Origin of the sequence: Qipengyuania sp. NPDC077410 (genome assembly GCF_044543405.1) — a bacterium.
GTDB classification, from domain to species: domain Bacteria; phylum Pseudomonadota; class Alphaproteobacteria; order Sphingomonadales; family Sphingomonadaceae; genus Qipengyuania; species Qipengyuania pacifica.
The window spans coordinates 170303-196813 of sequence record NZ_JBITWB010000003.1 but is presented as its reverse complement, the minus strand read 5'-3'; the positions used below and the strand labels follow the sequence as shown (position 1 = coordinate 196813).

Here is a 26511-nt window from a genome sequence, read left to right as displayed (position 1 = left end):
CGAATAACCGATTGATTTAGGTCAGCAGGAATTGGTCGCGAGCCGCTGCGTATTGGTTATGTCCTGATTGGTCCGCTCACGCACGTTGAACGCGCTTTCGTATCGCAAATCCAACCCGCTGCTGACGATGCTTGGCAGAATCTTGGGCGTGTAATGATAGGATACCTCGGCAAACATTACCGCTGTGCCCTGGGCAGCCCTGATCCGCGTTGTGTCAGGGCCCATGCCTGCAGCGAGGGAAGAATCGTTTCGTCCCTTGTTCTCCAAACCGTAACGTGGAGCGACCGCGAGAGAACCGAAGCATCGTTGCCAATTTATCATTTGGCCGGCGTTGCCGCCGGTTTTGCCATTGGGTTGCAAGGAAGATAGGACCACCCGGCCGTTGCTGGCGAAATCCAAGCCCGTACCTGCCTGCGTAGCCCCGGCAAATACTTCGTAAATATCTGCTTCGTCGATTCCCGATCGTGCACGTCCGGCGTTGTCCGCCACCGTGATTGCAATCTGATTGATCCGCATGTGCGCCATCACCAAATTGATTATTTCCAGCCCACCGAAGAGAAGGGTTATGAAAATCGGAAGGGAGAAGGCGAATTCGGTCAGGGCTAAACCGCTTTCCGACAAACGCAGCCGGCGCAGAAAGCGCCGTGGCAAGATTGCTTCACGCATCATCACACACACACCGTTGGTGGTTTCTTTTGAACAGCGTAGGGCTGGTTCCGGATCGCACTGGTCGCGTTGATGGAATAGTTCGGCGATACGTCCAGAAATCGATGAATCGGAAACAGGCGGGGCATGGACAGGTTCACTTCATAGAACACGACATCGTCCGCGCCGCCGATATTATTGCGTCCCGCGCTCGCATCGAAAGCGCCATTCTCGTTGAGGTCGATGAAGCAATCGCCCGGATCGTACTGCCCGTTGGAATTATAATCGGTCACGAGTTTCTCGCTTCGCCCGATGCTGGAAAAATCGTAGAAACTGCGCATGGTGATCTGATAGGTGGCATTGCGCGCCACCACGTCGGAGCGGGTCCTGATCGCGCAACCGATCTTCTCCTCGACGCTATCGCCGCTGCAGGCAAAACCCGGCGCCTCGAGCGAGCCCGTTCGCGATACATCGTTGAGCGCACCCTGCACCACTGAGCGAAGATAAGCCTGATAGCCGAGATCCAGACCACCCAGGAGAAACAGCATCAGCGGGGTCAGGACGAAGGCAAACTCGATTATCGCCGCACCCTGCTCCTCCTTGCGGAGGCGTTTGAACAGCCCGATCATTGCGTTAGCCTCAGTGCGCCGATCTGGTTGCCGATCTCTCGGAACTTGGCGATCAGAGCCGTGCGGTTGGCGGCCGTGTCCGCCTGTCCCGGGCTGCTAGCGCAGCCGGTGAGATTGGAATTGAGCGCCGTGTCGAACCCGATCACCCAAACCGAGGTGTTCATATTCTTTGCGGCGTTGCACGCCATGCGAAAGCGCTGTTCGTGACGCGACACCAGATTTTTGACGATGGAGTTCGTGTCACTGGACGATGTGCAGCCGCTCGAACCTCGGATCCGCATGTCGTTTCGCTCGACGCCGTACGCGCTGTACACATTGCAATAGGCCGTCTGATAGCCATCAGTCATGAAAATGATGTGGCGGTTGCATGGCATCCCGTTAAAGACTTCGCAGCCGTCGCCGAAAATTCCGCCCGTCGAACTTAAGCGCGCGCCCCAGATCATGCCGATGTCGTGATAAGTTCCACCAATGGTTTGCAGGCCCGTGATATAATTGTTGAGGGCTGTACGGTCCCAAACGGCCAGACGACGAGCTTCGGACGGACAAGCAAAAAAGGCCTCTCCATCGTTAGTAATAGGACCCGTGGTCGACGTGCTTGACGTCGATCCTGAACTTCTTGGATAGATCAGCTCGGGAACCATCGGTCGCCAGCGCGTCTCTTCGCTGTTTGGAATTAGGTTGATGTTGAGATCGTGGGCTCCCGAAGGGATCGTCAGATTGGTACCGCCATCGATACTCGACACAGTATCCCGTTCCTCAATGCAACCATTCCACGAAATGGGGTTGGTGCTTTTCCCGGTCAGGATTGGAAGTTCTTGGAATTGGTAGTCGCCAGCTTTTCCAACTGTGCCCGCAGTGGATGCAGCCAAAGCCATCGTACCGCCGGGTTTCACAAAATCCGTCACATCGTAATTTGCGTTAGTGTATACCCAACTATCGAATTCATACTCAGTCTTGTAGGTGCTCGTCTCAACGATCTTCCAACGCCGACAACTACTGCCGTTGGGAGCGCCGCTCCACCCTCGGTTTTCTGACTGCACGTAACCACTGTTAGACGAAGTGCCCTGATACTTGGTCACTGTCGTAGCTTTCGGAGCTGGCCCGCCCCCGTTCACATCACTCGCCTCGACATAGGCTTTGCATTGGTTGTTGGTGAGCAAGCTGGGTGACACTTCCCAGCCCATGGTGGTCGTTTTTCCATCCTGCACATAAACCGGCTTGGTGAACCTCGCTTTTCGCGATGTGGCCGTGGTCTCACTCCGCATATAAGTCGGGTTCTGCCCGTAAATCAGCCGCCCGACGTTCACCGTGCTCGAATAGGGCACGATACCGTAACGCAGCCGCAACCCTTGCGCAGCCAGCTGCGTCTGGATCGGGGCGAGCTCGTCGTAGAGCGCCATCACTGCATCCTGCAGCGCATTTATCTTGGGGGTGCCGTCGACGGTCTGCGCCATCGATGCGGTGACGTCCAGCACCAGCACGATATCCGTGTTCACGAAGTTGAGCGAGGCATCGCAGCTTACCGCCACGGGCAGCGTTTCGAAGCCGAACAGGCGCATGATCGCGGTCGGGATCGCGGTCGAGGCGTTCACCCGGATCACGCCCGCTTCCGGCCTGGTGATCACCGGGGTGAAGGCCTGCGCCCCGTACTGCCCCTGCGGAAAGTTGAAGGTAAAGAACTCTTGCCCCGTATTGCGCACCGTATCGTTGAGGGAATCGTTCTTCATCACCCGCCGCGCGGCCAGCGAGGCGGCATCGCAGGCGCTCTGCATCTTGCTCTTCGCCATATAGGCGCGGCTGAGGTCCACCCCGCTACCGATCATGATGGTCAGCGGGACCAGGCCCGCTCCGACTATCGCCAGCACGTTGCCTTTGTGGTCGTGCAGCAGCCGGGCCAGTAAACGACACAGGAATGCCATCGCATCACACTTTCGCAAAGCGGGGTATGTCGACGCATGATGCATCGCCCCGCCCGACCCCTATCCTGTTCCGGTTAAGAAAAGCCTATGTCGCTCGGTTAAGCGAACCTTACCGCGCCGCGGCCCGCCTGCGCCCGCAACCGCGTGTAGGAGCGGCCCCCGCGCCGATCCTATTTCGCTTTCCTACAGCTGCCCGCCTGGCCCATGCCCGCGCGCCCATCTGTCAGGAGAGCCCGCATGACCCGCCGCAAGGACCCCGCCGAAACCCGCATCCCCGTCGCCGCCGAAGACCTCCCCGCCTTCGACAGCGTTCCCGTCAAATACCGCCACGATGGCTGGACCCCGGCGCGCCAGAAAGCCTTCATCGGCGCCCTCGCCGATACCGGCAGCGTCAGCCGCGCCGCGCGCTACGTCAACATGAGCCCCGAAGGCGCCTATTACCTGCGCCGCCGTCCGGGCTCCGAAAGCTTCCGCCGCGCGTGGGAGGCCGCACTCGATCTCGGTGTGCAGCGGCTCAAGGACATCGCCTATGAACGCGCGATCGACGGCCAGCTCAGCCCCGTCTTCGTCGCCGGCAAGCTGAAAGGCTTCCGCCGCATCCGCAACGATCGCCTGCTGATGTTCTGCCTCCGGATGAACGCCCGCGACGAACGCGGCAAACGCCTCGCCGCCAGTTACTTCGATAGCGACGCCGTAAGGCTGCATGGGGGCACGGGCACGTCCTCAAGCAGCACCGCCCCGCTCCCGAACCCGAAACCCGTCCGCCTCGGCGTAGGCTACACCCTCCCCGCCCTCTCCCGTGCGGAGAAGGACGACATGAACGCCGCCATGGTCGAACATTTCGATCCGGTGGACATGAGCCTGGCAGAGATCGAGGCCATGCAGACCCAGCTCGCCGAAATCGCCCGCCGCAAGCGCGACGAGGAAGACGGCCCGCCCGATCACGCCATCGACACCCCCTTCACCCAGCTGACCAGCAGCGACTGGAAGGCGGCGGGAGAGCTGGAAGACCTGATCGAGGTCGAGGACGAACTGGAACAGTGGAACGAGGACGAGGACCACTGGCGGGATAATCCGGGCTAGGTATCACACGGCGCAGCCCAGCCGTTTTGCGCTGAACCCGAGCCGAAACGGCGAGGCAAGGCCGACCGGCCGCCCGAGCTTATGTGAGGAAGCCAAGGGGCGCGGATGCGCCCCGCCCGGCGTTTGAGGGCGCAAACAAAAAACTCGAACCTTGGAATGACTTCGCGAAGAGGCTCTGGCCCTACACGTCGAAACCGTGGAACTCACGATGCCACGACAAGAACTTGGGATGCGGTCGGTAGGACTCGACTTCCGGGGCCTTGAGCTTGCCCGTCGGATTGATGATCGCTTCGACGCCCTCGCGGTCATTGACCTTGCGGTGCACGATGATCTCAAGATCGTCTTTGAAGCCGATCAGGCCTCGGTCGAACATCCAATGCGCCGTGCCGGAAAGTGCAAGGCCATTGCGAACGCTGTCCGGCCCGCCATGTTCGACAGGCCGGATATGCGCGGCCTGCGCTTCCAGGCGGCCACCGCCATTAACCAGCTTCCAACCCGTCACGGCGCAACGGCCATCATAGGCGTGCATCACGGCGCGGCGGAAAGCGCGGTCGCGGAATGGCTTGGACACGAGCGACTGAACAATGGGTCGCTCGATTTCAAACGGAGTTTGAAAATCGCGGACACGGTTATCCTCGATAACTTCGTCGTCGCTACGAGGCAGGAAATCCTCATCCGGCAGGCCGAGCGATATTATGCGGGCGAAGTCGGCATGCGAAAGCGGGCGAACGGCAGCTTGTGCGCGGCCAGAGACTTTGCCTTCCTCATTGAGAACACCGCGCTCGATATGCTCGCCTTTAACGATATGCGGCACGGTCGGCTCAAACGGCAAATAGCTACCTTCCTCTATGATCGCACGAAAGCGATCAGGCTCCGCTGGATCAGGTATGATCTCCTCGACCTTCGCCACCGCGAAGAAGCCTTTGGAGTTCGGAATCTTGACCGGCTCGCGATAGACAATCCAGTCGCCGACCATCTGCTGGGCGCGACTGAGATAGCTCTTCGGAAACTGATAATGCACTTCCGGGATGTCGTCGTAGATCGACCCATCTTTGTGCATGAAAACGCCAAAAGACACTTTCGCTCCCCCTATCGCGCTCCGTGCCGCCAGAATTCCGTCAGCGCAGCTAGGGTGTCACGAAAGTCAGTCGCTTTCCAGCAGTTAGGCAAACCGTCGCGAACCAAATAAAATCTCTCATTGGCGCAAACAAGATCGTCCAAATTGCAACTTGAGAGCCACGAAAACGCGTTTTCAAATGTGGTTTGACGGGAAGGATCAAACAATTGATTTGGAATATTATACAACATTCCTTCCAGAAAGTACGATGGGCTCTTGCCTCTTGAAAGCACTCCATCGTCGACAGCGGCATTACGCATGTTCTTCAAAACTCGGACGTCTGGCTTGAAGCGGGTCCTCGTGTTCCCGTTCTTGTTGCTACAATTTGACAGATGCTGCTTCGGATAATTTACAATCTTTTGTTGATTATTTGTCCAAAAAGCGATTCCGCTATGGAATTCTGGCGGGCTTCGATCAGGGTATGAAAAATAATCGCGGTTTTCCACGCAAGCAATTACATCGGCGTCGCGCCGCCCACTACTTCCCGGAACAAAGATTGCCTTATTTCCCGAAGTGACGCCCGATCCGAAATGTAAGGTCAGCCAATCCGTAACCTCCGACTTGAAATCACTGAATTTATAGCTGGCTGGATTCCTATTAGCTTCGTAGCGCGTCTTTTCATCGGGGTCTAAGTTGTTGGTATCACTGTAATATACGGAAGTCAGGCAGATAACTATGTCGACATCACTATCGGCATAAATATTTGTGTCATTGCCGTAGGACCCCTGTAGGAAAATTGTGAACCCTCGATTCGAGAAGGGTGCTCTAGGATCCTCTAAAACGCGTTTTATGGTTTGATAGGTTGCGGCAGACTGCTGCGTCGATCCTTGGTGAGACCACACTTCGAGTTGATGCTCGGAAATTGCCATTAAGCCTCGCAATCAATGCAAAAGTGCCGTTATCTCTTTCTCTTGGCGTGCGAAAGATTCAGCACCTTGCTGCCTCAATAATGCTAGCTTTTCCAGATCATGTTCAAACATATCTGTGGCCAACTCCGGCCGCTCGAACGTGTCGCTAACTCGAACGGTCGGCACCTCTGCAAACAATATTTGCCTCAACCGGTCCATTGACGCAGTATTCACCTCGAGGGTTTTTTGAAGCAGTTGAACTGGCAAGAAGCTTTTAACTCTTCGCGCAAAAAATCCCCGACTTGGCTCTGGATACTGTCCACAACCTACGCTCAATACTCTGCAGGCTGTCGGATCGAATCCTAAACCCTGAGTTGCATCAGCTAATGCATAAAGTGTCGGATTGTTGGCACAATAACCACCGTCGAAAAGGTCGAATTCATCGCCTGCCCCCGTAACAATTCTTTTTCTTTCAAAGAATGGGAATGCCGAACAAGAAGCCTCCACCGCATCTGAGATTTTACAGCCAAATCCAGGTTGGAAAGTTGCTCTTCTTCCGTGCGCCTGAGTTTCAAGACTCTTGAAAATCATAGGCGTTTCTTGTTGCCACTTTGTTGCAACGATGCCTAATCCGGTCTTGACCGCATCAAATCCCAAATTGCCAACAATTTTTTTTGCCACTCTCTGCAGTTCTGACGATTTCTCTGAGGCTTTTTTCGCCTTCATAATTGAAGGGACATGATCGCGATAAATCGAGTGAATCTCATCAACGTTTTTTCCCAGCGACAACAGGGCGGCTATGATCGAACCGGTGCTTGTCCCGAAAATGAGGTCAAATTCCTCGTGAAGAGGATGATCAAGGGTAGCTTCAACTTCCCTTAGGACTCCAAGGGAATAGAACCCCTTTGCACCCCCGCCATCAAGTGCGAGAATTTTGCACGTAGGCTGCGATCCGCTCATTTGCTCAATTCTTCTGCGTGTATCAGGATCTCACTCCTCACCCATCCGCAGCGCAGCAGTAAACGCCTCCTGCGGGATAGTCACGTTCCCATAGTCCCACATCCGCGCCTTGCCCTTTTGCTTCTCTACCAGCTTCTTCTTGCGTGTGACGTCTCCACTGGGGTCTTCGCAAAAATTTAAGCCTTCATTGAAACGGTGCTCCGCGCAGAGGAGGGGAGCAGGACACCATGAACAAAGCGGCCATTTTCACCACCATTTCACTTGCCGCTATGTTGGCAGGATGCGCACGATGGGAGCCCGAAACCAACCCGGTCGAATTAACGCAGGCCTGCCCCGGTAAACGCGCGCCGGTCGTTGGCGAGGGGCCGGAATTGCCCGTTCGGGCGACCTACAATTTCGTAATTGAAGGAGTGAGCGACGCAGACCTGAAGGCTTTTCTCGCAAACTTGAAATCGAACGGCTTCTCGCTTGTACCGATGATGTTCAACCTCAACGGCAAGGACACATTGTTCGCCAATGGCCCCGCTGTCTTGGGAACTCAGTCCGGTGTCGATGCCGAATTCAACCTGGCATGCCGGACCGCGCTCGGCGATGTCTATCTCACGCATGTGCGGTTCAATTCCGCCGATGCGGATGGCCCGACAAGGGTCCGCTAAAGACAAACAGCGGCCTGCTCCCGCAGGCCGCCCTCCCCTCACCGCTTCTTGCGCGCCTTGCGGGCGGCGTATTTCGCGTCGCGCTTGGCTTTCAGTTCCGCTTCGGTCGGCTCCGGAATGGCGGCGGCTTCGGCGGCTGCCTCGGCGGCGGCGATCTTTTCGGCCTTGGCCTTGGCGATCGCTTCGCGGCGTGCGGCGCTCTTTTCGGCAGCGGCGGCTTCGCGCGCCAGGCGGGCCTCGCGGCGCTTGGCTTCGACCTCAGGGTCGACCGGCGGCTTGGCGGCCATTTTCTTCAGCGCCTTTTCGCGGGCCTTGTCGGCCATGGCTGCGCGTTCCTGGAAAGTGGGTTGCTTGAATGAAGGCATTAGGGATCGTGTCGTTTCTGGTTGGCCGGCAGGCTGCCGGCTGGAAAAATCGGGCTGCGCGGGGTGCGGCGATTACGCCTCGCCCGTTCGCAGCGCGGCAATGAAAGCCTTCCGCGGAAGGCTCGCATTACGCCCCGCCGTGCGCGGGGACAGGTCGCCTTACCGCACGCGGGCGTGTTTGAGAATGGGGGTCATTTCTCAGCCATCCGCAGCGCCGCGATGAACGCTTGATGCGGAATGCTCGCATTACCCCCCGGCCTTCGCCGGGCAGGCCGCCCTTCGGGCGCTCCCGCATCCTCGCAAAATGGGAGACTCACTCTTCTCCCATACGCAGGGCTGCGATGAAGGCTTCCTGAGGGATCGAGACGTTTCCGTATTCCCTCATTCTGGCCTTCCCCTTCTTCTGCTTCTCCAGCAGCTTCTTCTTGCGCGTGATGTCGCCGCCGTAACATTTGGCGGTCACGTCCTTGCGCAGCGCGGCGATGGTTTCGCGGGCGATGACCTTGCCGCCGATGGCGGCCTGGATCGGGATCTTGAACAAATGGCGCGGGATCAGGTCCTTCAGCCGTTCGCACATGCCGCGGCCGCGTTCTTCCGCCACGCTGCGGTGAACGATCAGCGACAGCGCATCGACCGGCTCGTTGTTGACGAGGATGTTCATCTTGACGAGGTCGCCCTCGCGGCTGCCGATCTGTTCATAGTCGAAGCTGGCATAGCCGCGGCTGATTGATTTCAGCCGGTCGTAGAAATCGAACACCACTTCGTTCAGCGGCAATTCGTAGCTCACCTGCGCGCGGCCGCCGACATAGGTCAGGTTCGTCTGGATGCCACGGCGGTCCTGGCACAGCTTGAGGATCGCGCCGAGATATTCGTCGGGCGCGTAGATCACCGCCTTGATCCACGGTTCTTCCACCGTCTCGATCCGGTTGACGTCCGGCCAGTCGGCGGGATTGTGGATCTCGATGGTCTTGGCGTCCTCGTTCTTCGAATGGCCGAGGTGGACCCGGTACACGACCGAGGGGGCCGTGGTGATGAGGTCGAGATCGTATTCGCGGCTGAGGCGTTCCTGGATGATTTCCAGGTGCAGCAGGCCGAGGAAGCCGGCGCGGAAGCCGAAGCCCAGCGCGGCGCTGCTTTCCATCTCGTAGCTGAAGCTTGCATCGTTCAGCCGCAGCTTGCCGATGCTGTCGCGCAGTTTCTCGAAATCGGCGGCGTCGACCGGGAACAGGCCGCAGAAGACCACGGGCTGGACTTCCTTGTAGCCTTTCAGCGCCTCGGGCGCCCCGTTCTTCACCGTGGTGATGGTGTCGCCGACGCGGGCCTGCTCCACCTCCTTGATCTGCGCGGTGATGAAGCCGATTTCGCCCGGGCCGAGTTCCGGCAGGTCGGTGCGCTTGGGGGTGAAACAGCCGACGCGGTCGGTCAGGTGCTGGGTGCCGCCCTGCATGAACCTGACCTGCTGGCCCTTCTTGATGACCCCGTCCATCACGCGCACCAGGATGACGACGCCGAGGTAGGGGTCGTACCAGCTGTCGACCAGCATGGCTTTCAGCGGTGCGTCGCGGTCGCCCGTGGGCGGCGGGATGCGCTTGACCAGCGCTTCCAGCGTTTCCTCGATGCCGATGCCCGATTTGGCGCTGGTGAGGACGGCGCCGCCTTCCTCCCACGGGCCGGTGGCCTCGATGCCGACGATTTCCTCGATCTCCTCGGCCACGCGCTGCGGTTCGGCGGCGGGCAGGTCGATCTTGTTGATGACGGGGACGATCTCGTGGTCGTGCTCGATGGACTGGTAGACATTGGCCAGCGTCTGCGCTTCCACGCCCTGCGCCGCGTCCACCACCAGCAGCGCGCCCTCGCACGCGGCCAGGCTGCGGCTGACCTCATAGGCGAAGTCGACGTGGCCGGGCGTGTCCATGAGGTTCAGCTCATAGGTCTCGCCGTCGCGCGCGGTGTAGTTGAGGCGCACGGTCTGCGCCTTGATCGTGATGCCCCGCTCCTTCTCGATGTCCATGTTATCAAGGACTTGCTCGGACATCTCCCGGTCGGTCAGCCCCCCGGTAAACTGGATCAACCGATCAGCCAACGTCGACTTGCCATGGTCGATGTGGGCTATGATGGAGAAATTGCGGATCTTGGAAAGGTCGGTCATTGCGCCGCCCCATTAGCCGCGCCGCGCCGCCCTGTCAGCAGACAAAGCTACACCTGTGCCGCTTCCTTGCGACCGGTCTGTCTCGGAGCGCTGGCCGAAAGGTTGAATTGCGCGAAGCCGGCCCCTGCCCCGCTATCCGGAGCCATGGCATATTTGCCCGGCGAAAGCGCGGCCAGCGGCACACCAGCCGTCGCGAGTTCGTAAGGGCTCACGCGGTGCCGCGTGCACAACCCGCCTGCCCCGTCATCGACCAGTTCCTGTTCGAATTCGAGGCCCTGCGTATCGTCCATCGTCCGGCGAACGGTACACACAGCCAGCTGGCCCTGCCCGAAGTCGAGCACGAACATGGTCCCGACCGGCACGTCCTCGAGCCCCTGGATCATCGCGCCGGAGCGCGAAAGATTGCGCAGGGTGACGTCGTAATAGTGATCCTCGTGGATCACGCCGATCTTGCGGAAGACCGTCCGGCGGGAAGCGCGCTGGGTACCGCTATCCGTGGGCGCAAGCGTCCATTCCCCATTGGCGAGCTCCTGACATACCTGTTCGTTCGAAAGCGCCTCGGAATAGACAAAGCCGCTGACCTGATCGATGCCGAGCCGCTTCAGTTCGTGCATGAGATCGAGCGCGTGGACGCCGGAGGCCGTCGTCTCCATTCCCATGGCGTCAGACAGCGCGATTACCGCCCGAACGAGATCCATATCGCCGAGATCGTTGCCCATGATCGGTTCGAAGAATTGCGCACCGATACGTAACGCGCTCAGCGGCGCCCGCCGCAGATAAGCGAGCGAGGAGAGCCCCGAACCGAACTGGTCGACGGTGAGCCGCACTCCGAGCTTGAACAGACTCCCGAGCGCCTTATCCAGTTTCGACGCATCTCCGAGGAGCACCTTCTCCGGAAAGCGCAATTCGAGCCGCGTGGGATCGAGATCCGTGTCCGCCAGCACCTGCTCGATACACTGGACAAAACCGTTGGCCTCGAACTGGACGGGGCTGATATGGAGTGACACCCGCAGACTATCCGGCCAGGAAAGCGCGTCTTCGCACGCACGTCGAATGGCCCATTCCCCGATCGGGACAATCAGGCGGCTGCCTTCGGCGACCGGCAGAAAGGTATCCGCTGGCACGCGGCCGCGCTCCTCGTCCGCCCAGCAGTACTGGGCTTCGAGAGAGAGCACGCGATTGTCTTCAAGCGAAACGACCGGCTGATATTCGAGCGTGAAGTGGCCGCTCTCGATGGCATCGGCCAGATCGTCTTCCATCCGTTTGCGCAGGTTCGCCTCGTGCTCGAGATCGGCTGCGTAAAAACGGAACTGGCCGCGCCCCCCGTTCTTTGAAGCATAAAGAGCCAGGTCGGCGGCGCGAGACAGTTCATCGCGTTCGATACCGTCATAAGGTGCAACCGCGATGCCTACCGAACACCCGATGATCGCTCGACCTTCTTCGACCGAATAGGGCTGCGAAAGGATCTGGATGATCTTCTTGGCAACTTCGCCAAGCTCTCCGCGGTCGTCCATATCAGGAACGAGTATCTGGAATTCGTCGCCACCAAGGCGGCCGATTTCCCCCCGTCCGCCGATGACGCTAGTGAGACGCTCTGCCACCTGCTGCAGCAACTGGTCGCCAGCAGCATGGCCGAGCGTGTCGTTGACCTGTTTGAACTTGTCGAGGTCTAGCATCATCAGGGCTGCACTGCGCTGCGCACTCTTGAAGGCATGCAGCGTGGAATCAATCCGCTGTTCCATCCGGTGGCGGTTTGCCAGACCGGTCAGGGAATCGAATTTGGCCAGACGGTTGGCTTCTTCTTCGCTTCGGAAATCAAGTGTAACGTCGACTGCGCTGCCGCGAAATCCGATAAAGTTCGTATCATCGTCGTGCAGGGGCCTGCCCGAGAGCCGGAGGACGATGTCGTTCTGCTCATCACCGGCCTGTACGGTCAGATTGGCAAAACTCTTGCGGGTATTGAGCCTCAGCCCCAGAGATCGACCGTCGCCATCGCCGTCGACGGGTACCAGCAATTGCTGAAGAGGTTCGCCGGAAGCGCGTGCAAAATCTATACCCAGACCTTCGAGAATTGCCGGGCTAAGGTAAACGATCCGACCGTGGGCGTCGGTCGCCCAGAAGCCCAATGCACCGCTGCGCTCGATTTCTTCGACCACGTCCAGCTTTTCGGAACGGGCGAAGGTAGCCAATAAGGGGCGTGATACATCTTCGGCCGGGGCCTCAGCCTCAGCTTTTCTTCCTCTCAAGAAATCGGAAAAGGGCATGGCCCCCATCGTCGTGCCGCCTCATGCAACAATTTGCCTCGGTACGACCGGCCTAGATAGTAATGGTTATTTTTAACCTAACGACACATCCGAGCCGATCAGATTCCGCTTCCGGGCTTCGGATTGCCGACTTCAACCTCGACGAACTTTTTTCGACCTGAGCCAAGCTGCTCCGCAACCATCATCGAGTACGCATCCTGGGTGAGAGCGGCCAGGGGGCGCCCGGCTGCCTCGATCTGGTAGGGCGACACACGATGACGGGTGCAAAGGCCATCGGCGCCATCGCTGATAAGCTGCGTTTCGAACTCGACGCCCTGCATCGACCCCTTCGAACGACGGACAGTCGCTACAGCCAACTGACCACCGCCGAGATCCAGAACGATATCGGTTCCTTGCGGGACATCCAGCAGACCTTCGATCATCGCGCCGGTCTTCGACAGGTTGCGCATCACGACCTTGTAACGGCTATCTTCGTGGATCAGACCGATCCGGCGGAAAACGCGCTTGCGGTCCGCGCGATATTTGGCGGGGCCGCGCGGTTCGTACTTGAGCTTGCCCTGTTCGAGGCGCTCCAGGAGTTCCTCGTGCGAGATCGCACGCGAAAAAATATGTCCCTGGATCAGCGTCGCGCCGCGTTCAGTGACCAGCGCCAGTTCGTCTTCCGCTTCGACGCCTTCTGCGACCGTATCCATCTTCAGCGCTGCTGCAAGGCCCGTAATGGCACTGAGAATAGCGGCGTTGTTGTTACCTTCTTCCGTTGCACCCCGGACGAAGCTCTGGTCGATCTTGATCTTGTCGAAAGGTGCCGTGCGCAGATAGCTTAGCGAGCTGTAACCGGTACCGAAATCGTCCAGAGCCAGACGAACGCCCAGATCCTTCAGTTCTGCGAACATGCGTTGCGATCGGTCAGCATCGCCGAGAAAAACGCTTTCGGTGATTTCGAGTTCGAGCCTGTCGGGTGAAAGCCCGCTATAGTGCAGCGCATTTTTCACCACATGCGCAAAGTCGTCATGCGAAAACTGGATCGCGGAGACATTGACTGCGACACGTAAATCGACCGGCCACTCCTTGGCCTGCCGACACACTTCCCTGAGCGCCCAGTCGCCCATCTCCTTGATGATCCCGATTTCCTCGGCCACCGGGATGAAGACGCCGGGCGATATGCTGCCCCGTTCGGGATGTTCCCACCGCATGAGAGCCTCGCAGGCCTGCACGGTGTGTGTCTTTGCGCAGATCAGTGGCTGATAGTGCATCGACAGTTCGCTATTGGTAATTGCGTCGCGAAGGTCTTCCTCGACCTGCCGACGATGCTTGGCGCCATCCTGCAGATCGCTCGAATAGAATCGATACTGGCCTCGCCCGCCCCCCTTGGCGGCGTAGAGCGCGAGATCGGTGGCCTTGACCAGTTCCTCAGTGTCGAGCCCATCATACGGTGCAATCGCAATGCCGACAGATGTACCGATGATCGCGCGCGCGCCATTGATCGAATAAGGCTGCGAGATCATCTGGATCAGCCTTTGGCCCAATTCACCCAGTGCACCCCGGTCATCGATGTCGGGAAGCATGATCTGGAATTCGTCACCGCCCAGTCGACCGATTTCGCCCTTGTCGCCGACAATACGACCAAGTCTCGCTGCTACCTGCTTCAGCAATTCGTCGCCGGCTGGATGGCCAAGCGTATCGTTGACCTGTTTGAATCGATCGAGATCGAGCATCAAAAGGGCGCAGGAGCGTTTGGAATTCCGGTAGGCCGCCAGCGTTGCCGACAGCCGCTTGGTCATGCGGTGACGATTGGACAGCCCTGTCAGCGAATCATACTGCGCGAGCCGTTCGGCATCGCGTTGGCTTTCACGGCTGCGTGTGATGTCTTTCGCACTCCCGCGGTACCCGGTGAAGCGCTGCGCTTCATCGAACTGCGGCTTGCCGGCGATTTCCCACCACACTTCCTGGCCAGCAACCGCGAGCCTGACGTTCAACTGGCTGATCGAATTTCGTGCACTGAGCAGGAAAGCGAGCGGCCGCTCGGTCCGGTTCGGATCGTCATCCTGCTCGGTCATGAAGAGATCGCCGAGTGGCTTTCCGATGGCCTCGCCGTCGTTCCAGCCAAGCTTGAGAGCGGCATTCTGGGAAAGATAGATCAGGCGACCCTGAGCGTCAGTCGCCCAGAACCAGCCGAGCCCGGCGGCTTCGAAACTGTCGAGAAGTTCAACCCGGCGCGCCGCATCGGATGCGGCAATGGGGCAAAGCGGCGCATCCTCCAGCGCCTCGTCCTCCATTGTTTTGGCCCGCGTCGCCCGCGAGAAGAACCCACCCATCTAAAGCTTACCTCTAACTGAAAAACCCGGAAAGCGGCCCGAAAGCTCCGGGTAACTACTGCATTTACCGGCAATTTCTTTCCAAAGGCATAATCCCGCTGCCAAGCAGTCGGACGGCTTCGACGAACTTGCCATGCGCACGGCAGACGTGCATCTAACGCACTGTCTTGCGGGAGAAGGACATGCGGCACATCGCAATCGTGGGTTCGGGTCCGGCCGGGTACTACACTGCGGAAGCGGCCGTTAAGAAATGGGGCGATGAAGCCCGTATCGATGTCTTCGACATGTTACCCGTTCCTTTCGGGCTGATCCGCACCGGTGTCGCGCCCGATCATCAGTCGATCAAGGGCGTTTCGCGACGTTACGAAAAAACCGCTATCGGCGACACCGTGCGTTTCGTTGGCAATATCGCGATCGGCCGCGATGTCTCGATAGAAGAACTGCAATCATTGTACGATGCGGTCATTCTCGCCACCGGCGCGCCGAAAGATCGCCTGCTGCGCATTGAGGGATCCGATGCCGAGAATGTCATCGGCAGTGCGGCATTTGTCGGGTGGTACAATGGCCATCCCGAATTCGCCAATCTGAACCCCGATCTTTCTGGCCGCCATGCGGTTGTCGTTGGCATGGGCAATGTTGCGCTCGACGTAGCGCGAATATTGTCCAAGACCGAAGACGAATTCGCCGGTTCGGACATCGTCACCCACGCGCTTGATGCACTGAGAAACAGCAGCCTCGAAAGCGTCACCATCCTTGGCCGCCGGGGGCCGCATCAAATCATGATGACCCCCAAGGAACTTGGGGAACTCCTGCAGCTGGAGCGGGCCAGTCCACAGGTCGAAACCGCCGACCTGCCGCCGCTCGATGACGATGCCGTGCTTGAGCCGGGAATGCGCAAATCGGTAACTTTGCTGCGCGAATTTGCCGCCATTCCACCAAATATTCATGGCGAGAAACCCATCGCGATCGAGTTCGATTTTTTTGCCAGCCCCAAGGCGATCGATGTGATGGACGGCAGAGCGACAGGCGTGGTGGTCGAACGGACGGTGGTCGAGGCTGGCCGTGCGATCGGCACCGGCGAAACCTACCGCATACCGGCAGATATCGTCATAACCTGCATCGGATACGAGACGTCGCCAATCGAAGGCGTACCGTTCGACGAACGTGCAGGCCGCTTCGCCAACGATCAGGGCCGCATCCTGCCCGGGCTATATTGCGTCGGCTGGGCCAAGCGGGGGCCCAGCGGGACAATCGGCACGAACCGCCCCGATGGCTATTCCGTCATCGATATCGTCGATGAAGATATCGGATCGGGACACCGCAAACGGGGGCGCGAGGGATTCGACGATCTGGCGGCAGAGCGCCGGCTCGATATCGTCACATTCCGCGACTGGCAAAAGATCGAGGAAGCGGAGATCGCCGCCGCGCGCGACGGGTCGCCGCGGGAGAAATTCGTCGACATCGAAAGCATGATTGCTGCGCGCGGATTGTGAAGCCCGCTTGCCAAAGCCGTGGCCGGCCCGCATGAATTGCCGAAATGCCGACACAGAGCGGCAGTCAAAAGTGGAGAGAACCGAAAACCATGGCGAAGCTCGAAGATGAAGCTGCCCAGTCGACCAGCGCGCTCGGGCCCCTTGTCGGCCTGACACGCGAAGACATTTTCGGTGCGGTCGCGGTCATGTTACGCGAAACGGCTTCGGACCCGCAGCGTCTGATGAAGCACAGCCGGACGATGGGCGAGGACATGATCAAGATCATGACCGGCAAGAGCGATCTCGCCCCCAATCCGAAGGACAAGCGCTTTCAGGACCCGGCCTGGCAATACAACCCATTCATGCGCGCCGGAATGCAATATTACCTCGCCGTGCAGAAGGGCGCATCGCACTGGCTCGAAGATCTTGAGCTGGACGAGCTGGAGCGGGATCGTGCGCGCTTCGTTTCGAATATCATCATCGACAGTCTTGCCCCGACCAATACGCTGATCGGCAATCCTTCCGCCCAGAAGATGGCCATCACCAGCGGCGGCCTGTCGCTGATCAAGGGGCTCAAGAACGCCTATGACGACATGGTCTACAACAAGGGCATGGTCAGCCAGGTCGACAAGAAGCCCTTCAAGCTTGGCGAAAACGTCGCCACGTCCAAGGGCTCCGTAGTAATGCGCACGGAGATGATGGAGCTGATCCAGTATACCCCGACGACGGACGAGGTTTACGAGATCCCCCAGCTCACTATCCCACCGCAGATCAACAAGATGTACATCAACGATCTGTCGCCGGAAAAATCGGTGGTGAAATACCAGCTCGACAACGGCATCCAGACCTTCGTCATAAGCTGGAAGAACCCGACGAAGGATCAAGGCCATTGGGACATGGCCGATTACGTCAATTCCTGTCGGGAGGCGCTGGAAGCGGTTGCCAAGATCACCGGCAGCAAAAAGGTCAACGTTTCCGCCGGATGCTCCGGCGGTCAGACCGCTACCATGCTGGCCAGCAAGATGGCGTCCGACAAGGACGATCTGCTCGGCGCGCTCACACTGATGGTCTGTGTTCTCCACCCCAAGCAGAACGATATCGAGGCCGGTTCGCTGGTCAGCGAGAACGGTCTTGCCCTCGCCAAACATCGCGCCGCGAAGAAGGGCATCATCAAGGGAGACGACCTCGCCCGCGGCTTCGCCTGGCTGCGCCCGAACGATCTGATCTGGAACTACGTCATCAACAATTACCTGCTCGGACAGGACCCGCCCGCTTTCGACGTGCTGTTCTGGAATGCCGATGCGACCAATCTTTCGGGCGCGTTGATGGGCGATTTCCTGACGGTGTTCGAAACACTGGCCTTCACGAAAAAGGGCGAGGTCGAGATGGTCGATCACAAGATCGATCTGTCGAAGGTCACGAGCGATCTTTTCATCCTCGGCGGCGTCACCGATCATATCACACCGTGGAAGGCGACATACCGGTCGACCCAGCCGTTCGGGTCGAAGGACGTGACCTACGTTCTCAGCCATTCCGGCCACATGCAGGCCATTTTGAACCCTCCGGGAAATCCGAAGGCGAAATATTACATTCAGGGCGATGGCGAAAAGAAGCTCCCCGCTACGGCCGATGAATGGCTGAAGGGAACCGAAGAAGTCGCCGGTAGCTGGTGGCCTTACTGGATAGACTGGGTTCAGACGCGTTCCGGCAAGAAGAAGAAAGCCCCTGCCAAGCTCGGGACCAAGCAATACGCCCCCCTGGACCCGGCGCCCGGCCAGTACGTCTTGGAATCCTGCTGACAGGCAGTCTTGAAGGATCATTGAGTGACCGCATCGAAGAACGAACCCATGACCGCCACTATCGAAATGATGGAGGCTGGTGGGCGGACCCTGCGCGTGGCGACCTGGCGGCTGGACGACGACCTTGATCATCCCCCGATTCTGTTCTTCAACGGTATCGGCGCGAATATCGAAGCAGTCGCCCCGCTGGCCGAAAAGCTGACCGAACGCGCCTTCGTAATGTTCGACATGCCGGGAACGGGCGAAAGCCCCGATCCCGCGTTGCCGTATAATCCTTTCACGATGAGCTGGACGGCCAGGCAGGTACTGGATCAGCTCGGGATCGCCGAAGTCGATGTGATGGGTGTTTCGTGGGGGGGTGCCATGGCCCAGCACTTCGCGCTTCAATATCCCAAGCGGACCCACAGACTGGTCCTGGCCGCCACGACGGCAGGGATGCTCATGGTGCCGGGCAATCCCGCCGCGTTGACCAAGATGGCCAATCCGCGCCGCTACATCGATCCCAAGTATATGAACGAGCATTTCCAGACGCTCTACGGCGGTATCGATCCCGACGGCGGGGCAAACCAGAAGACCAGCCACATCGGCCGCCTCAAGCCGCCATCACCGCGGGGATATTTCTACCAGCTTATCGCCATGCTGGGGTGGACGAGCCTTCCCGCCCTGCCCTTGATGAAGAAGGAAACGCTGGTGATGATGGGCGACGATGATCAGATCGTCCCACTCGTCAATGGCCGCATCCTCGCCTCCGCGATCCCCAATGCGCATTTGGAAGTCATAGCAGGCGGCGGCCATCTCTTCCTGCTGACGCATGCCGATCAGTGCATTGGCAAGCTGAGAGCATTTCTCGACGCTCCGACCACAGAAGCGGAACTGGCCAGAGCCGCCTGAACAGCGGGACGGCCGGGATCATAAGGAATTGACGATGGCCACCGATCCCGCGCTTGCCGCAAATCCGCTCGCAAATCAGCCGATACGCCAGACCAGCGGTGAAGGCGGTGCGCTCGGCCGGACCGGATTTTCATGGGCGATCTTCGAATGGGCCCGCAATCCCTATTACATCCTCATCGTCATCTACATCTTCGCGCCCTATTTCGCGCGGGACATCATCGGGGCGGATCTCCTCGCCAGTGGTACGCTGGCCGGTCTGCCGGACGATCAGGCGCTTGCAGCGGCCAATGCGCAAGGCCAGGCAACGATTGCCTCGGTAACGAAATGGGCCGGATTGATCGCCGCGCTCACCGCGCCGTTTCTGGGTGCCGCGCTGGACCGCGGCGGGCGGCTCAAGCCCATTCTGGCAATCTTCCTCGGATCGATCGTCGTCTGTTCTGCCATGCTCTGGTTCGCGATGCCGGGCGGCCAGGGGCTGAGCGTAGGCGCGATCATGGTGCTGCTGGTCGTCGCCTATGTCAGCTACACCTATTCCGAGGTCACACATAATGCCATGCTCAGCGTTGCGGGCGAACCCAGGCGGCTGGCGATGATCTCGGGTCTGGGCCTCGGTCTGGGCAATCTTGCTGCAACGCTAATCTTCCTCGCTATCGCGTTGCTTTTTGTTCTGCCCGCCGCGATCGGCTGGCCGTTTGCCATCCCGCAGTTCGGCGTCGATCTTTCGAAGTTCGAACATGCGCGGCTTGCCGGGCCGATATGTGCCGTCTGGCTTGCCGTGTTCTCCATCCCGTTTTTTCTAAATGCACGCGATCCCGGCGTTCCGGGTGCGAGCTGGGCCAAGGCTTTCCGGGACGGCGCAGTAAGCGTCTGGCGCACTCTTCGTGCAGCGACCCACTACCGCGAACTGATGAAATTCCTCGTAGCACGCATGTTCTATGCCGATGGAATGGCTGCCCTCCTGGCGCTTGGCGCGGTCTACGTGGCACTCTTCCTCGGCTGGAATTTCCTGGAAATGCTGTGCTACGCCATTTTTGCCAGCGCCTGCGCCTTTGCCGGCGGTCTCATCGGCGGATGGCTGGAGTCAAAGGTCGGCGTCAAGCGCGCCCTCCTGGTCGAAATCATGCTGATGGTCCTCGCCGGGCTAACGCAGCTCAGCATAACCCGCGAAACCCTGTTTCTCGGCCTGATCGAAAACAGTCAGGTCTGGGACGGCCCGGTCTTCCAGACACTTTCGGACATCGTCTACCTTTCGCTGATCAGCGTGGTCGCCATCACTGTTACGGCCAGCATTTCGTCTGGCCGCACGATGCTGGTGACGCTTGCCCCGCCGGGCCGCAGTGGCGAATTCTTCGGCCTCTACGCCATTGCCGGGACGATTACCGTATGGATGGGGCCGCTGCTGGTGGAACAGTTTACCCTTTGGTCGGGCGATCAGCGGATCGGGATGGTTTCGATCAACATTCTCTTCATCATCGGTTTCGCTACCCTGCTGACCGTCCGAATGCCGGAACGCGCAGCCTAATCATCACTGGACAGGTCGGTTGCAATGTGGAACCTTCTTTCGCCGGAGAGAGGAGCACATATCTATGCCCGCATACGATCTGATCATTCGCAACGGGACCATCGTCGATGGTACCGGACAGGACCGGTTCCACGGCGACATCGCCGTCAAGGATGGGCTGATCGTCCAGGTCGGCACGGTCAGCGGTGATGCCGTGGAAGAAATCGACGCTGGTGGGCATCTCGTCACTCCCGGCTTTGTCGATATTCACACCCATTACGATGGACAGGCTACCTGGGATCAGGAGATGGCTCCTTCCAGCTGGCACGGCGTGACGACGGTCGTCATGGGCAATTGCGGCGTTGGCTTCGCACCGGCCAAGCCGGACAAGCACGAATGGCTCATCGGCCTCATGGAAGGGGTGGAGGATATTCCCGGCACTGCCCTTGCCGAAGGCATGGAATGGAATTGGGAAACCTTCCCGGAGTATCTCGACGCGCTCGAAAAGCTGCCCCGTGCGATCGATGTCGGCACCCATGTCCCGCATGGCTCGGTGCGCGCCTATGTGTTAGGGGACCGCGAGCGTCCGGGAGCCGTTCCGACCGATGCCGAAATTGCCGAAATGGGACGCATCGTCGAAGAAGGCGTTCGTGCCGGCGCTCTGGGCTTTTCAACGTCCCGCACCGTGCTTCACCGCGATATCGATGGCGAAGTCGTGCCGGGCACCACCGCGACAGCGGAAGAGCTGATCGAAATCGGCCGAGCCATGGGTCGCGCGGGCCACGGCGTCTTCGAAATGGCTTCCGACATGAAACGCGATTGGGATGAATTCGGCTGGATGGGCAAGATGAGCCGCGAAACCGGCCTGCCCGTTACGTTCGCCGCGCTTCAGTCCATCGCCAAGGAATTGCCGCTCGACGAACAGATCGCCAGCATGCGGGCGGAAAACGACAATGGCGCCAATATCGTCGCGCAGATCGCATTGCGGGGTAACGGCATCGTCATGGCCTGGCAGGGCACCGTTCACCCTTTCCGCCTCAAGCCAAGCTGGAAGGAAATCGAAAATCTGCCTTGGGAAGCACAGAAGGCAAAACTTCTCGATCCGGCATTCAAGGCTCGTATGCTCGGCGAACAGCATGACTTTTCCGACGTCAATCAGGACATCATCGGTCTCGTAATGGTCGTCTGCGGCGGCTGGAACATGCAGTTCGAAATGGACCCGGATTTCAACTACGAACCAACCATCGCCGAAAGTATCCTCGAACGCGCAAAGGCTGCGGGAGTCTCGGGCGACGAATATGCCTACGATTTGCTATGCCGCGATGATGGCAAGGGGTTCATCTATCTCCCCATCCTGAACTATGCCGACGGAAATCTCGATTTCCTGATGGATCTCCAGCAATCGGACGATACCGTCAATTCGCTGTCGGATGGCGGTGCCCATTGCGGAACGATCTGCGATGCAGCCTCCCCCACCTTCATGCTTCAGCATTGGGTGCGTGACCGGTCTCGCGGTACGATTGGTCTCGAAAACGCGATCAAGCGACAGTGCAACGACACGGCCCGCCTCTATGGTCTCGAAGATCGCGGCGTCCTCGCGCCAGGATATCTCGCCGATCTCAACATTATCGACATGGATCGTATCCGGCTGGGCAAACCCTGGCTCGCTTTTGACCTGCCCGCCGGCGGCAAGCGTCTGTTGCAAAAGGCCGAAGGCTATATCGCCACGATCAAGAGCGGAAAAGTTACCTTCCGCGATGGCGAATGGACGGGCGAAACGCCCGGCGGCCTCATTCGTGGTCCGCAACGTGTGGAACTGCTGGAGGCAGCGGAATGAAGGCCATTCGCACAGGCGCGACACCTTCCACCCTCGATGCCCTTGTCTTTTGCGACGTGGACGGCCCGCCCGAACCGGACGCGGGCGAGATAACCGTCGCCCTGAAAGCGAGTTCACTCAATTACCACGACTATGCAGTCGTCACCGGGATGATCCCGTCGCAGCAAGGGCGCATTCCCATGTCCGACGGCGCGGGCGTGGTTACAGCCGTGGGCGATGGCGTAACCGAATTTTCCGTGGGGGATCAGGTGGTCAGCACCTTCTTTCCCGATTGGCTGGATGGTGCGCCCCCGAAAACGGGCTTCACCCGTGTTCCCGGTGACGGGATCGACGGGTATGCGCGCGAAGCGGTCACCGCGCCCGCTTCATCGTTCACGCGCGTTCCCAAGGGTTACAGCCATGTCGAAGCCGCAACGCTGACCTGCGCCGGTCTAACGGCATGGCGCGCCCTGTTTGTCGATAATTCGGTCAAGCCGGGCGACACGGTCCTTGTTCAGGGGAGCGGTGGGGTCTCGGTCTTCGCCCTTCAGTTTGCCAAGGCTGCGGGGGCAACGGTGATCGCCACCAGTTCGAGCGGAGAGAAGCTCGAACGTCTCCGCGACCTGGGTGCCGATCATCTGATCAATTATCGCGAGGTCGAGGAGTGGGGCGCAAAGGCTCAAGAACTCACCGGCGGACATGGCGTGGATTGCGTTGTCGAAGTCGGCGGGGCCGGAACGCTGGGGCAATCGATGGTTGCGGCCTGCGTCGGTGGCCATGTCGCGCTCATCGGCGTCCTCGCAGGCTTTGCCGGACCGGTTCAGACCGGCCTTCTCATGGCGAAGAACCTGCGCGTGCAGGGCCTGACCGTGGGAAGCCGCCGCCACCAGCTCGACATGATCGCCGGGATCGACGCCAACGGAATCCGTCCGGAGATTTCCGACAGCTTCCCGCTGGAACGCCTGGCTGCCGCTTTCCATCACCAGGAAAGCGGCGCCCATTTCGGCAAGATCGCGGTGGAAATCTGACCGGCGAAGGATCGCCAGCCGCCACCTACACCCGCATCGGCATCAGCACATAAAGCGCAGGCGAATTCTCATCCTTGCGGATCAGCGTCGGTGCACCGGCATCGGCAAGGTGGATTTCCACCGTGTCCGAATCGATCTGGTTGAGAATGTCCTTCAGATAGGTCGCATTGAAGCCGATTTCGAACCCGTCCGATGCATATTCGGCGGGCACTTCTTCGGTCGCGGTACCGTTGTCGGGGCTGGTGACGGTAAGCGTCACCTTGTCCTTGTCGAGACCCATCTTGACCGCGCGGGTCTTCTCGGTCGCGATCGTGGCAACGCGGTCCACACCCTCGTGGAAACTCTTCGGATCGATCTTCAGGAGCTTGTCGTTACCCGTTGGAATAACACGCGAATAATCGGGGAACGTGCCGTCGATCAGCTTGCTGGTAAGGACCACACCGCCCTCGCCGCCCAGCGTGAAGCGCACCTTGCTGGCCGACAGGTCGATCTGGACATTGCCGTCCATCTTTTCTTCGAGCAGCTTGCGCAGTTCGGCCACGGCTTTGCGCGGCACGATAACGTCGGGCATGCCTTCTGCGCCTTCCGGACGCGACAGCGTGAAGCGTGCGAGGCGGTGACCATCGGTGGCCGCAGCTTTCAGCACCGGTTCGCTGTCGTCCGACACGTGGAAGAAAATGCCGTTGAGATAATAACGGGTCTCTTCGGTCGAGATGGCGAACCGCGTGCGGTCGATCAGTTCCGCCAGCGTCTTTGCCGGCAGTTCGAAACTGGTCGGCAAATCGCCTTCCACGATCACCGGGAAGTCGTCGCGCGGCAGCGTCGGCAGCGAAAAGCGGCTGCGCCCGGCCTTGATCGCCATGCGGTTTTCCGCGGCTTCCAGGCTGACCTGCGAACCGTCCGGCAGCTTGCGGGCGATGTCGAACAGCAAGTGCGCCGATACGGTGATCGCCCCGGCGCTTTCGACGCTGGCGTCCATATGTTCGACCACCTGCAGGTCGAGGTCGGTCGCCATGACCTTCAGTGAATTGTCGCCTTCCGCCTCGATCAGGACGTTCGAGAGGATGGGGATGGTGTTACGGCGTTCTACGACCGATTGCACGTGGCTGAGGCAACGCAGCAGCGTAGCGCGTTCGATGGTGGCCTTCATGGTCCTACTTTCGTCCCTTTTGGGCACACAGAGGGCCGGAATCGCCCCCATCAGCGCCGGAATACGGATAATTACCCTAGCGGGGCGGTCATAGGGAGCAAGCCGCAAGCGGCCCGGTCCCGATTTCCTTGGGGAAAAGTGGTGGGTTTGTCGGACATGGCGTGGATTGCCCCCGCGCCCACGTCCGCCAAAGCGCCTCCCTTATCCCATCATCGCCATTCCGCCGTTCACATGCAGCGTCTGGCCGGTGACATAGGCGGCTTCGTCGCTCGCCAGATAGGCCACTGCAGCGGCGATTTCCTCGCCCTCGCCCATGCGGCCCATCGGGATACGCGAATTGATCGCGCCCTTCTGATCGTCGTTCAGCGCATCGGTCATGGCGGTGCGGATGAAGCCCGGCGCCACGCAGTTCACCGTGATGTTGCGGCTGGCAAGTTCCTGCGCCAGGCTCTTGGACATGGCGGTCAGCCCGCCCTTGGCGGCGGTATAGTTCATCTGGCCCGGATTGCCGGTGTGGCCGACCACGCTGGTGATCGAGATGATCCGCCCGCCCTTGGCCTTCATCATTGGCCGCGCGCTCGCACGCATCAGGCGGAAACTGGCTTCCAGATTGATGCGGATCACATCGTCCCATTCCTCGTCCTTCATCCGCATGGCGAGGTTATCGCGCGTGATGCCGGCATTGTTGACCAGGATATTCATGCTGCCCAGCGTGTCGACGGTGGCCGGGATCAGCTCCTCCACCTGCTTCGCGTTCGACAGATCGCAGGTGATCTCGACATGATCGTGACCGAATTCGCTGTTCAGCTGTTCGCGAAAGGCGCGCAGCTTGTCCGAATTCGAGCCCGACAGTGCCAGTCGTGCACCCTGCTTCGCCAGGGCGTAGGCAATCGACGAGCCAATGCCGCCGCTGGCGCCCGTCACGAGGGCGGTTTTTCCTTCGAGGCTGAACATCACGCGTTCTCCTTCGCGAAATTCTCGAGGTCTTCCATGGTGACGAGCGATACGGTCGCCGCGTCCTTGTCGATCCGGCCGATCATCGGGCCAAGCACCTTGCCGCCCAGTTCGACGAACCGCTCGATACCCGCTTCGCGCATGGCGATCACGCTTTCACGCCACCGCACGCGGCCGGTGATCTGATCGACCAGCAGGGCCTGTTCCTCCGCCGGGTCGGTAACGCGCGCGGCGGTAACATTGGCGTAGAGCGGCACGGTGAAGGCTTCGGGCGGCGTATCGCCCAGCGCGCGCTTCATGCGCAGGGCCGCAGGGCTCATGAGCGAACAATGGAACGGCGCCGAAACGGGCAGCTTGATGCCGCGCTTGATGCCATGATCCTTGGCCATTTCGATGGCGCGGTCGATCGCTTCGGCATGGCCGGAGATGACGACCTGCGTCGGATCGTTATCGTTCGCCACTTCACACACCTGACCCTCAGCCGCTGCTTCGGCCAGCGCGGTGGCCTTATCGATATCGGCTCCCAGCAGTGCGGCCATCGCGCCCAGTCCGATGGGAACGGCATCCTGCATCGCGATACCGCGCAAGCGCAGCAGCTTGGCCGTATCCGTCAGCGAAAATGCTCCGGCAGCGCACAGCGCACTGTATTCGCCCAGCGAATGTCCGGCCACACAGTCGGCCTTGTCCGCCAGCGCGACGCCGAATTCCTTTTCCAGAACGCGCACCGTGGCGATCGAATTGGCCATGATGGCGGGCTGCGCATTGGCGGTCATCGTCAACTCGCTCTCGGGCCCGTCCTTCATCAGGCCGGAAAGATTCTGCTTCAGCGCCTCGTCGACTTCCTGAAAAACCTCGCGGGCATGCGCGCTGGCTTCGGCAAGGTCGGCGCCCATGCCGACCTTCTGGCTACCCTGTCCGGGAAAGATGAATGCAGTCATGAATTTCTCCTT

General features: G+C 59.7%; 21 protein-coding genes and 1 pseudogene. 8 read left to right on the top strand and 14 right to left on the bottom strand.

Annotated elements, in window-relative coordinates; genetic code table 11:
- Positions 1-21 precede the first annotated feature (21 nt).
- From ACIGGE_RS14555 to ACIGGE_RS14545, 3 genes are read right to left on the bottom strand one after another with little or no spacing between them, the layout of a single operon-like run.
- Entirely contained in the window at positions 22-669 is a 648-nt protein-coding gene (locus ACIGGE_RS14555) for a TadE/TadG family type IV pilus assembly protein (RefSeq protein WP_397490899.1), read from the bottom strand.
- Positions 669-1274, bottom strand: coding sequence for a TadE/TadG family type IV pilus assembly protein (locus ACIGGE_RS14550; protein ID WP_397490898.1), 606 nt, complete (start codon positions 1272-1274; stop codon positions 669-671). Before ACIGGE_RS14550 ends, ACIGGE_RS14555 begins: the two co-directional genes overlap by 1 nt.
- Positions 1271-3193 (bottom strand): Tad domain-containing protein, encoded by a 1923-nt coding sequence (locus tag ACIGGE_RS14545; protein ID WP_397490897.1) that lies wholly within the window; start codon positions 3191-3193, stop codon positions 1271-1273. Before ACIGGE_RS14545 ends, ACIGGE_RS14550 begins: the two co-directional genes overlap by 4 nt.
- Before the next feature lie 237 nt (positions 3194-3430).
- On the opposite strand from ACIGGE_RS14545, the gene ACIGGE_RS14540 reads away from it, so the two are divergent.
- A complete protein-coding gene (locus ACIGGE_RS14540) occupies positions 3431-4276 on the top strand; it encodes a hypothetical protein (RefSeq protein WP_397490896.1) in 846 nt (281 codons plus the stop codon).
- A 181-nt stretch (positions 4277-4457) separates the two neighbouring features.
- Here the strand turns inward: ACIGGE_RS14540 and ACIGGE_RS14535 are convergent, their stop codons facing one another.
- The 4 genes and pseudogenes from ACIGGE_RS14535 to ACIGGE_RS14520 all read right to left on the bottom strand — a co-directional run.
- The gene (locus tag ACIGGE_RS14535; RefSeq protein ID WP_397490895.1) at positions 4458-5336 is read right to left on the bottom strand and encodes an HNH endonuclease; all 879 of its coding nucleotides are present in this window, start codon (positions 5334-5336) and stop codon (positions 4458-4460) included.
- 29 nt (positions 5337-5365) lie between these two features.
- The gene (locus ACIGGE_RS14530) at positions 5366-6262 is read right to left on the bottom strand and encodes a nucleotidyltransferase (protein WP_301643014.1); all 897 of its coding nucleotides are present in this window, start codon (positions 6260-6262) and stop codon (positions 5366-5368) included.
- Positions 6263-6274: 12 nt separating this feature from the next.
- A complete protein-coding gene (locus ACIGGE_RS14525) occupies positions 6275-7201 on the bottom strand; it encodes a patatin-like phospholipase family protein (RefSeq protein WP_301643015.1) in 927 nt (308 codons plus the stop codon).
- 30 nt (positions 7202-7231) lie between these two features.
- Positions 7232-7357 (bottom strand): annotated as a pseudogene (locus ACIGGE_RS14520) (hypothetical protein); the annotation flags it as partial.
- Between the two features lie 71 nt (positions 7358-7428).
- On the opposite strand from ACIGGE_RS14520, the gene ACIGGE_RS14515 reads away from it, so the two are divergent.
- Positions 7429-7857: a hypothetical protein gene (locus ACIGGE_RS14515; RefSeq protein ID WP_397490894.1), complete on the top strand. Its 429-nt coding sequence runs from the start codon at positions 7429-7431 to the stop codon at positions 7855-7857.
- Positions 7858-7895: 38 nt separating this feature from the next.
- Here the strand turns inward: ACIGGE_RS14515 and ACIGGE_RS14510 are convergent, their stop codons facing one another.
- The 4 genes from ACIGGE_RS14510 to ACIGGE_RS14495 all read right to left on the bottom strand — a co-directional run bounded on the left by ACIGGE_RS14510 (position 7896) and on the right by ACIGGE_RS14495 (position 14950).
- On the bottom strand, positions 7896-8222 hold the full coding sequence (locus ACIGGE_RS14510) for a DUF6481 family protein (RefSeq protein WP_103023665.1): 327 nt from the start codon (positions 8220-8222) through the stop codon (positions 7896-7898).
- Positions 8223-8535: 313 nt separating this feature from the next.
- Entirely contained in the window at positions 8536-10371 is a 1836-nt protein-coding gene (gene lepA, locus ACIGGE_RS14505; RefSeq protein ID WP_397490893.1) for a translation elongation factor 4, read from the bottom strand.
- A gap of 47 nt (positions 10372-10418) precedes the next feature.
- Positions 10419-12560 carry a putative bifunctional diguanylate cyclase/phosphodiesterase gene (locus tag ACIGGE_RS14500; protein ID WP_397490892.1) on the bottom strand — a complete coding sequence of 714 codons (2142 nt, stop codon included), beginning with the start codon at positions 12558-12560 and terminating at the stop codon, positions 10419-10421.
- 173 nt (positions 12561-12733) lie between these two features.
- On the bottom strand, positions 12734-14950 hold the full coding sequence (locus ACIGGE_RS14495) for a bifunctional diguanylate cyclase/phosphodiesterase (RefSeq protein ID WP_234036347.1): 2217 nt from the start codon (positions 14948-14950) through the stop codon (positions 12734-12736).
- 182 nt (positions 14951-15132) lie between these two features.
- Here ACIGGE_RS14495 and ACIGGE_RS14490 point away from each other — a divergent pair, with 182 nt between their 5' ends.
- From ACIGGE_RS14490 to ACIGGE_RS14465, 6 genes are all read left to right on the top strand, one after another.
- Positions 15133-16443 (top strand): FAD-dependent oxidoreductase, encoded by a 1311-nt coding sequence (locus ACIGGE_RS14490; protein WP_397490891.1) that lies wholly within the window; start codon positions 15133-15135, stop codon positions 16441-16443.
- Positions 16444-16532: 89 nt separating this feature from the next.
- Positions 16533-18221 (top strand): PHA/PHB synthase family protein, encoded by a 1689-nt coding sequence (locus ACIGGE_RS14485; protein WP_397490890.1) that lies wholly within the window; start codon positions 16533-16535, stop codon positions 18219-18221.
- 24 nt (positions 18222-18245) lie between these two features.
- A complete protein-coding gene (locus tag ACIGGE_RS14480; protein ID WP_301643021.1) occupies positions 18246-19112 on the top strand; it encodes an alpha/beta fold hydrolase in 867 nt (288 codons plus the stop codon).
- A 34-nt stretch (positions 19113-19146) separates the two neighbouring features.
- Positions 19147-20634, top strand: a complete 1488-nt coding sequence (locus ACIGGE_RS14475) for an MFS transporter (RefSeq protein ID WP_397490889.1) — start codon at positions 19147-19149, stop codon at positions 20632-20634.
- A gap of 64 nt (positions 20635-20698) precedes the next feature.
- Positions 20699-22450 carry an amidohydrolase family protein gene (locus ACIGGE_RS14470; protein ID WP_397490888.1) on the top strand — a complete coding sequence of 584 codons (1752 nt, stop codon included), beginning with the start codon at positions 20699-20701 and terminating at the stop codon, positions 22448-22450.
- A complete protein-coding gene (locus ACIGGE_RS14465; protein WP_397490887.1) occupies positions 22447-23457 on the top strand; it encodes an NAD(P)-dependent alcohol dehydrogenase in 1011 nt (336 codons plus the stop codon). The genes ACIGGE_RS14470 and ACIGGE_RS14465 overlap by 4 nt, the downstream gene beginning before the upstream one ends.
- Before the next feature lie 25 nt (positions 23458-23482).
- Here ACIGGE_RS14465 and dnaN read toward each other — a convergent pair whose 3' ends face one another.
- The 3 genes from dnaN to fabD form a co-directional block, all read right to left on the bottom strand.
- Positions 23483-24607: a DNA polymerase III subunit beta gene (dnaN, locus tag ACIGGE_RS14460; RefSeq protein WP_301643025.1), complete on the bottom strand. Its 1125-nt coding sequence runs from the start codon at positions 24605-24607 to the stop codon at positions 23483-23485.
- A gap of 201 nt (positions 24608-24808) precedes the next feature.
- Positions 24809-25561: a 3-oxoacyl-[acyl-carrier-protein] reductase gene (gene fabG, locus ACIGGE_RS14455; protein WP_196845978.1), complete on the bottom strand. Its 753-nt coding sequence runs from the start codon at positions 25559-25561 to the stop codon at positions 24809-24811.
- A complete protein-coding gene (fabD, locus tag ACIGGE_RS14450; RefSeq protein ID WP_397490886.1) occupies positions 25561-26499 on the bottom strand; it encodes an ACP S-malonyltransferase in 939 nt (312 codons plus the stop codon). Before fabD ends, fabG begins: the two co-directional genes overlap by 1 nt.
- Positions 26500-26511: the final 12 nt, after the last annotated feature.

What these genes read in the sequence shown, in the direction of transcription:
- ACIGGE_RS14555 (WP_397490899.1), bottom strand. Translation starts at nt 669, where the DNA reads ATGATGCGTGAAGCAATCTTGCCACGGCGCTTTCTGCGCCGGCTGCGT.
- ACIGGE_RS14550 (WP_397490898.1), bottom strand. Translation starts at nt 1,274, where the DNA reads ATGATCGGGCTGTTCAAACGCCTCCGCAAGGAGGAGCAGGGTGCGGCG.
- ACIGGE_RS14545 (WP_397490897.1), bottom strand. Translation starts at nt 3,193, where the DNA reads ATGGCATTCCTGTGTCGTTTACTGGCCCGGCTGCTGCACGACCACAAA.
- ACIGGE_RS14540 (WP_397490896.1), top strand. Translation starts at nt 3,431, where the DNA reads ATGACCCGCCGCAAGGACCCCGCCGAAACCCGCATCCCCGTCGCCGCC.
- ACIGGE_RS14535 (WP_397490895.1), bottom strand. Translation starts at nt 5,336, where the DNA reads ATGCACAAAGATGGGTCGATCTACGACGACATCCCGGAAGTGCATTAT.
- ACIGGE_RS14530 (WP_301643014.1), bottom strand. Translation starts at nt 6,262, where the DNA reads ATGGCAATTTCCGAGCATCAACTCGAAGTGTGGTCTCACCAAGGATCG.
- ACIGGE_RS14525 (WP_301643015.1), bottom strand. Translation starts at nt 7,201, where the DNA reads ATGAGCGGATCGCAGCCTACGTGCAAAATTCTCGCACTTGATGGCGGG.
- ACIGGE_RS14515 (WP_397490894.1), top strand. Translation starts at nt 7,429, where the DNA reads ATGAACAAAGCGGCCATTTTCACCACCATTTCACTTGCCGCTATGTTG.
- ACIGGE_RS14510 (WP_103023665.1), bottom strand. Translation starts at nt 8,222, where the DNA reads ATGCCTTCATTCAAGCAACCCACTTTCCAGGAACGCGCAGCCATGGCC.
- lepA (WP_397490893.1), bottom strand. Translation starts at nt 10,371, where the DNA reads ATGACCGACCTTTCCAAGATCCGCAATTTCTCCATCATAGCCCACATC.
- ACIGGE_RS14495 (WP_234036347.1), bottom strand. Translation starts at nt 14,950, where the DNA reads ATGGGTGGGTTCTTCTCGCGGGCGACGCGGGCCAAAACAATGGAGGAC.
- ACIGGE_RS14490 (WP_397490891.1), top strand. Translation starts at nt 15,133, where the DNA reads ATGCGGCACATCGCAATCGTGGGTTCGGGTCCGGCCGGGTACTACACT.
- ACIGGE_RS14485 (WP_397490890.1), top strand. Translation starts at nt 16,533, where the DNA reads ATGGCGAAGCTCGAAGATGAAGCTGCCCAGTCGACCAGCGCGCTCGGG.
- ACIGGE_RS14475 (WP_397490889.1), top strand. Translation starts at nt 19,147, where the DNA reads ATGGCCACCGATCCCGCGCTTGCCGCAAATCCGCTCGCAAATCAGCCG.
- ACIGGE_RS14470 (WP_397490888.1), top strand. Translation starts at nt 20,699, where the DNA reads ATGCCCGCATACGATCTGATCATTCGCAACGGGACCATCGTCGATGGT.
- ACIGGE_RS14465 (WP_397490887.1), top strand. Translation starts at nt 22,447, where the DNA reads ATGAAGGCCATTCGCACAGGCGCGACACCTTCCACCCTCGATGCCCTT.
- dnaN (WP_301643025.1), bottom strand. Translation starts at nt 24,607, where the DNA reads ATGAAGGCCACCATCGAACGCGCTACGCTGCTGCGTTGCCTCAGCCAC.
- fabG (WP_196845978.1), bottom strand. Translation starts at nt 25,561, where the DNA reads ATGTTCAGCCTCGAAGGAAAAACCGCCCTCGTGACGGGCGCCAGCGGC.
- fabD (WP_397490886.1), bottom strand. Translation starts at nt 26,499, where the DNA reads ATGACTGCATTCATCTTTCCCGGACAGGGTAGCCAGAAGGTCGGCATG.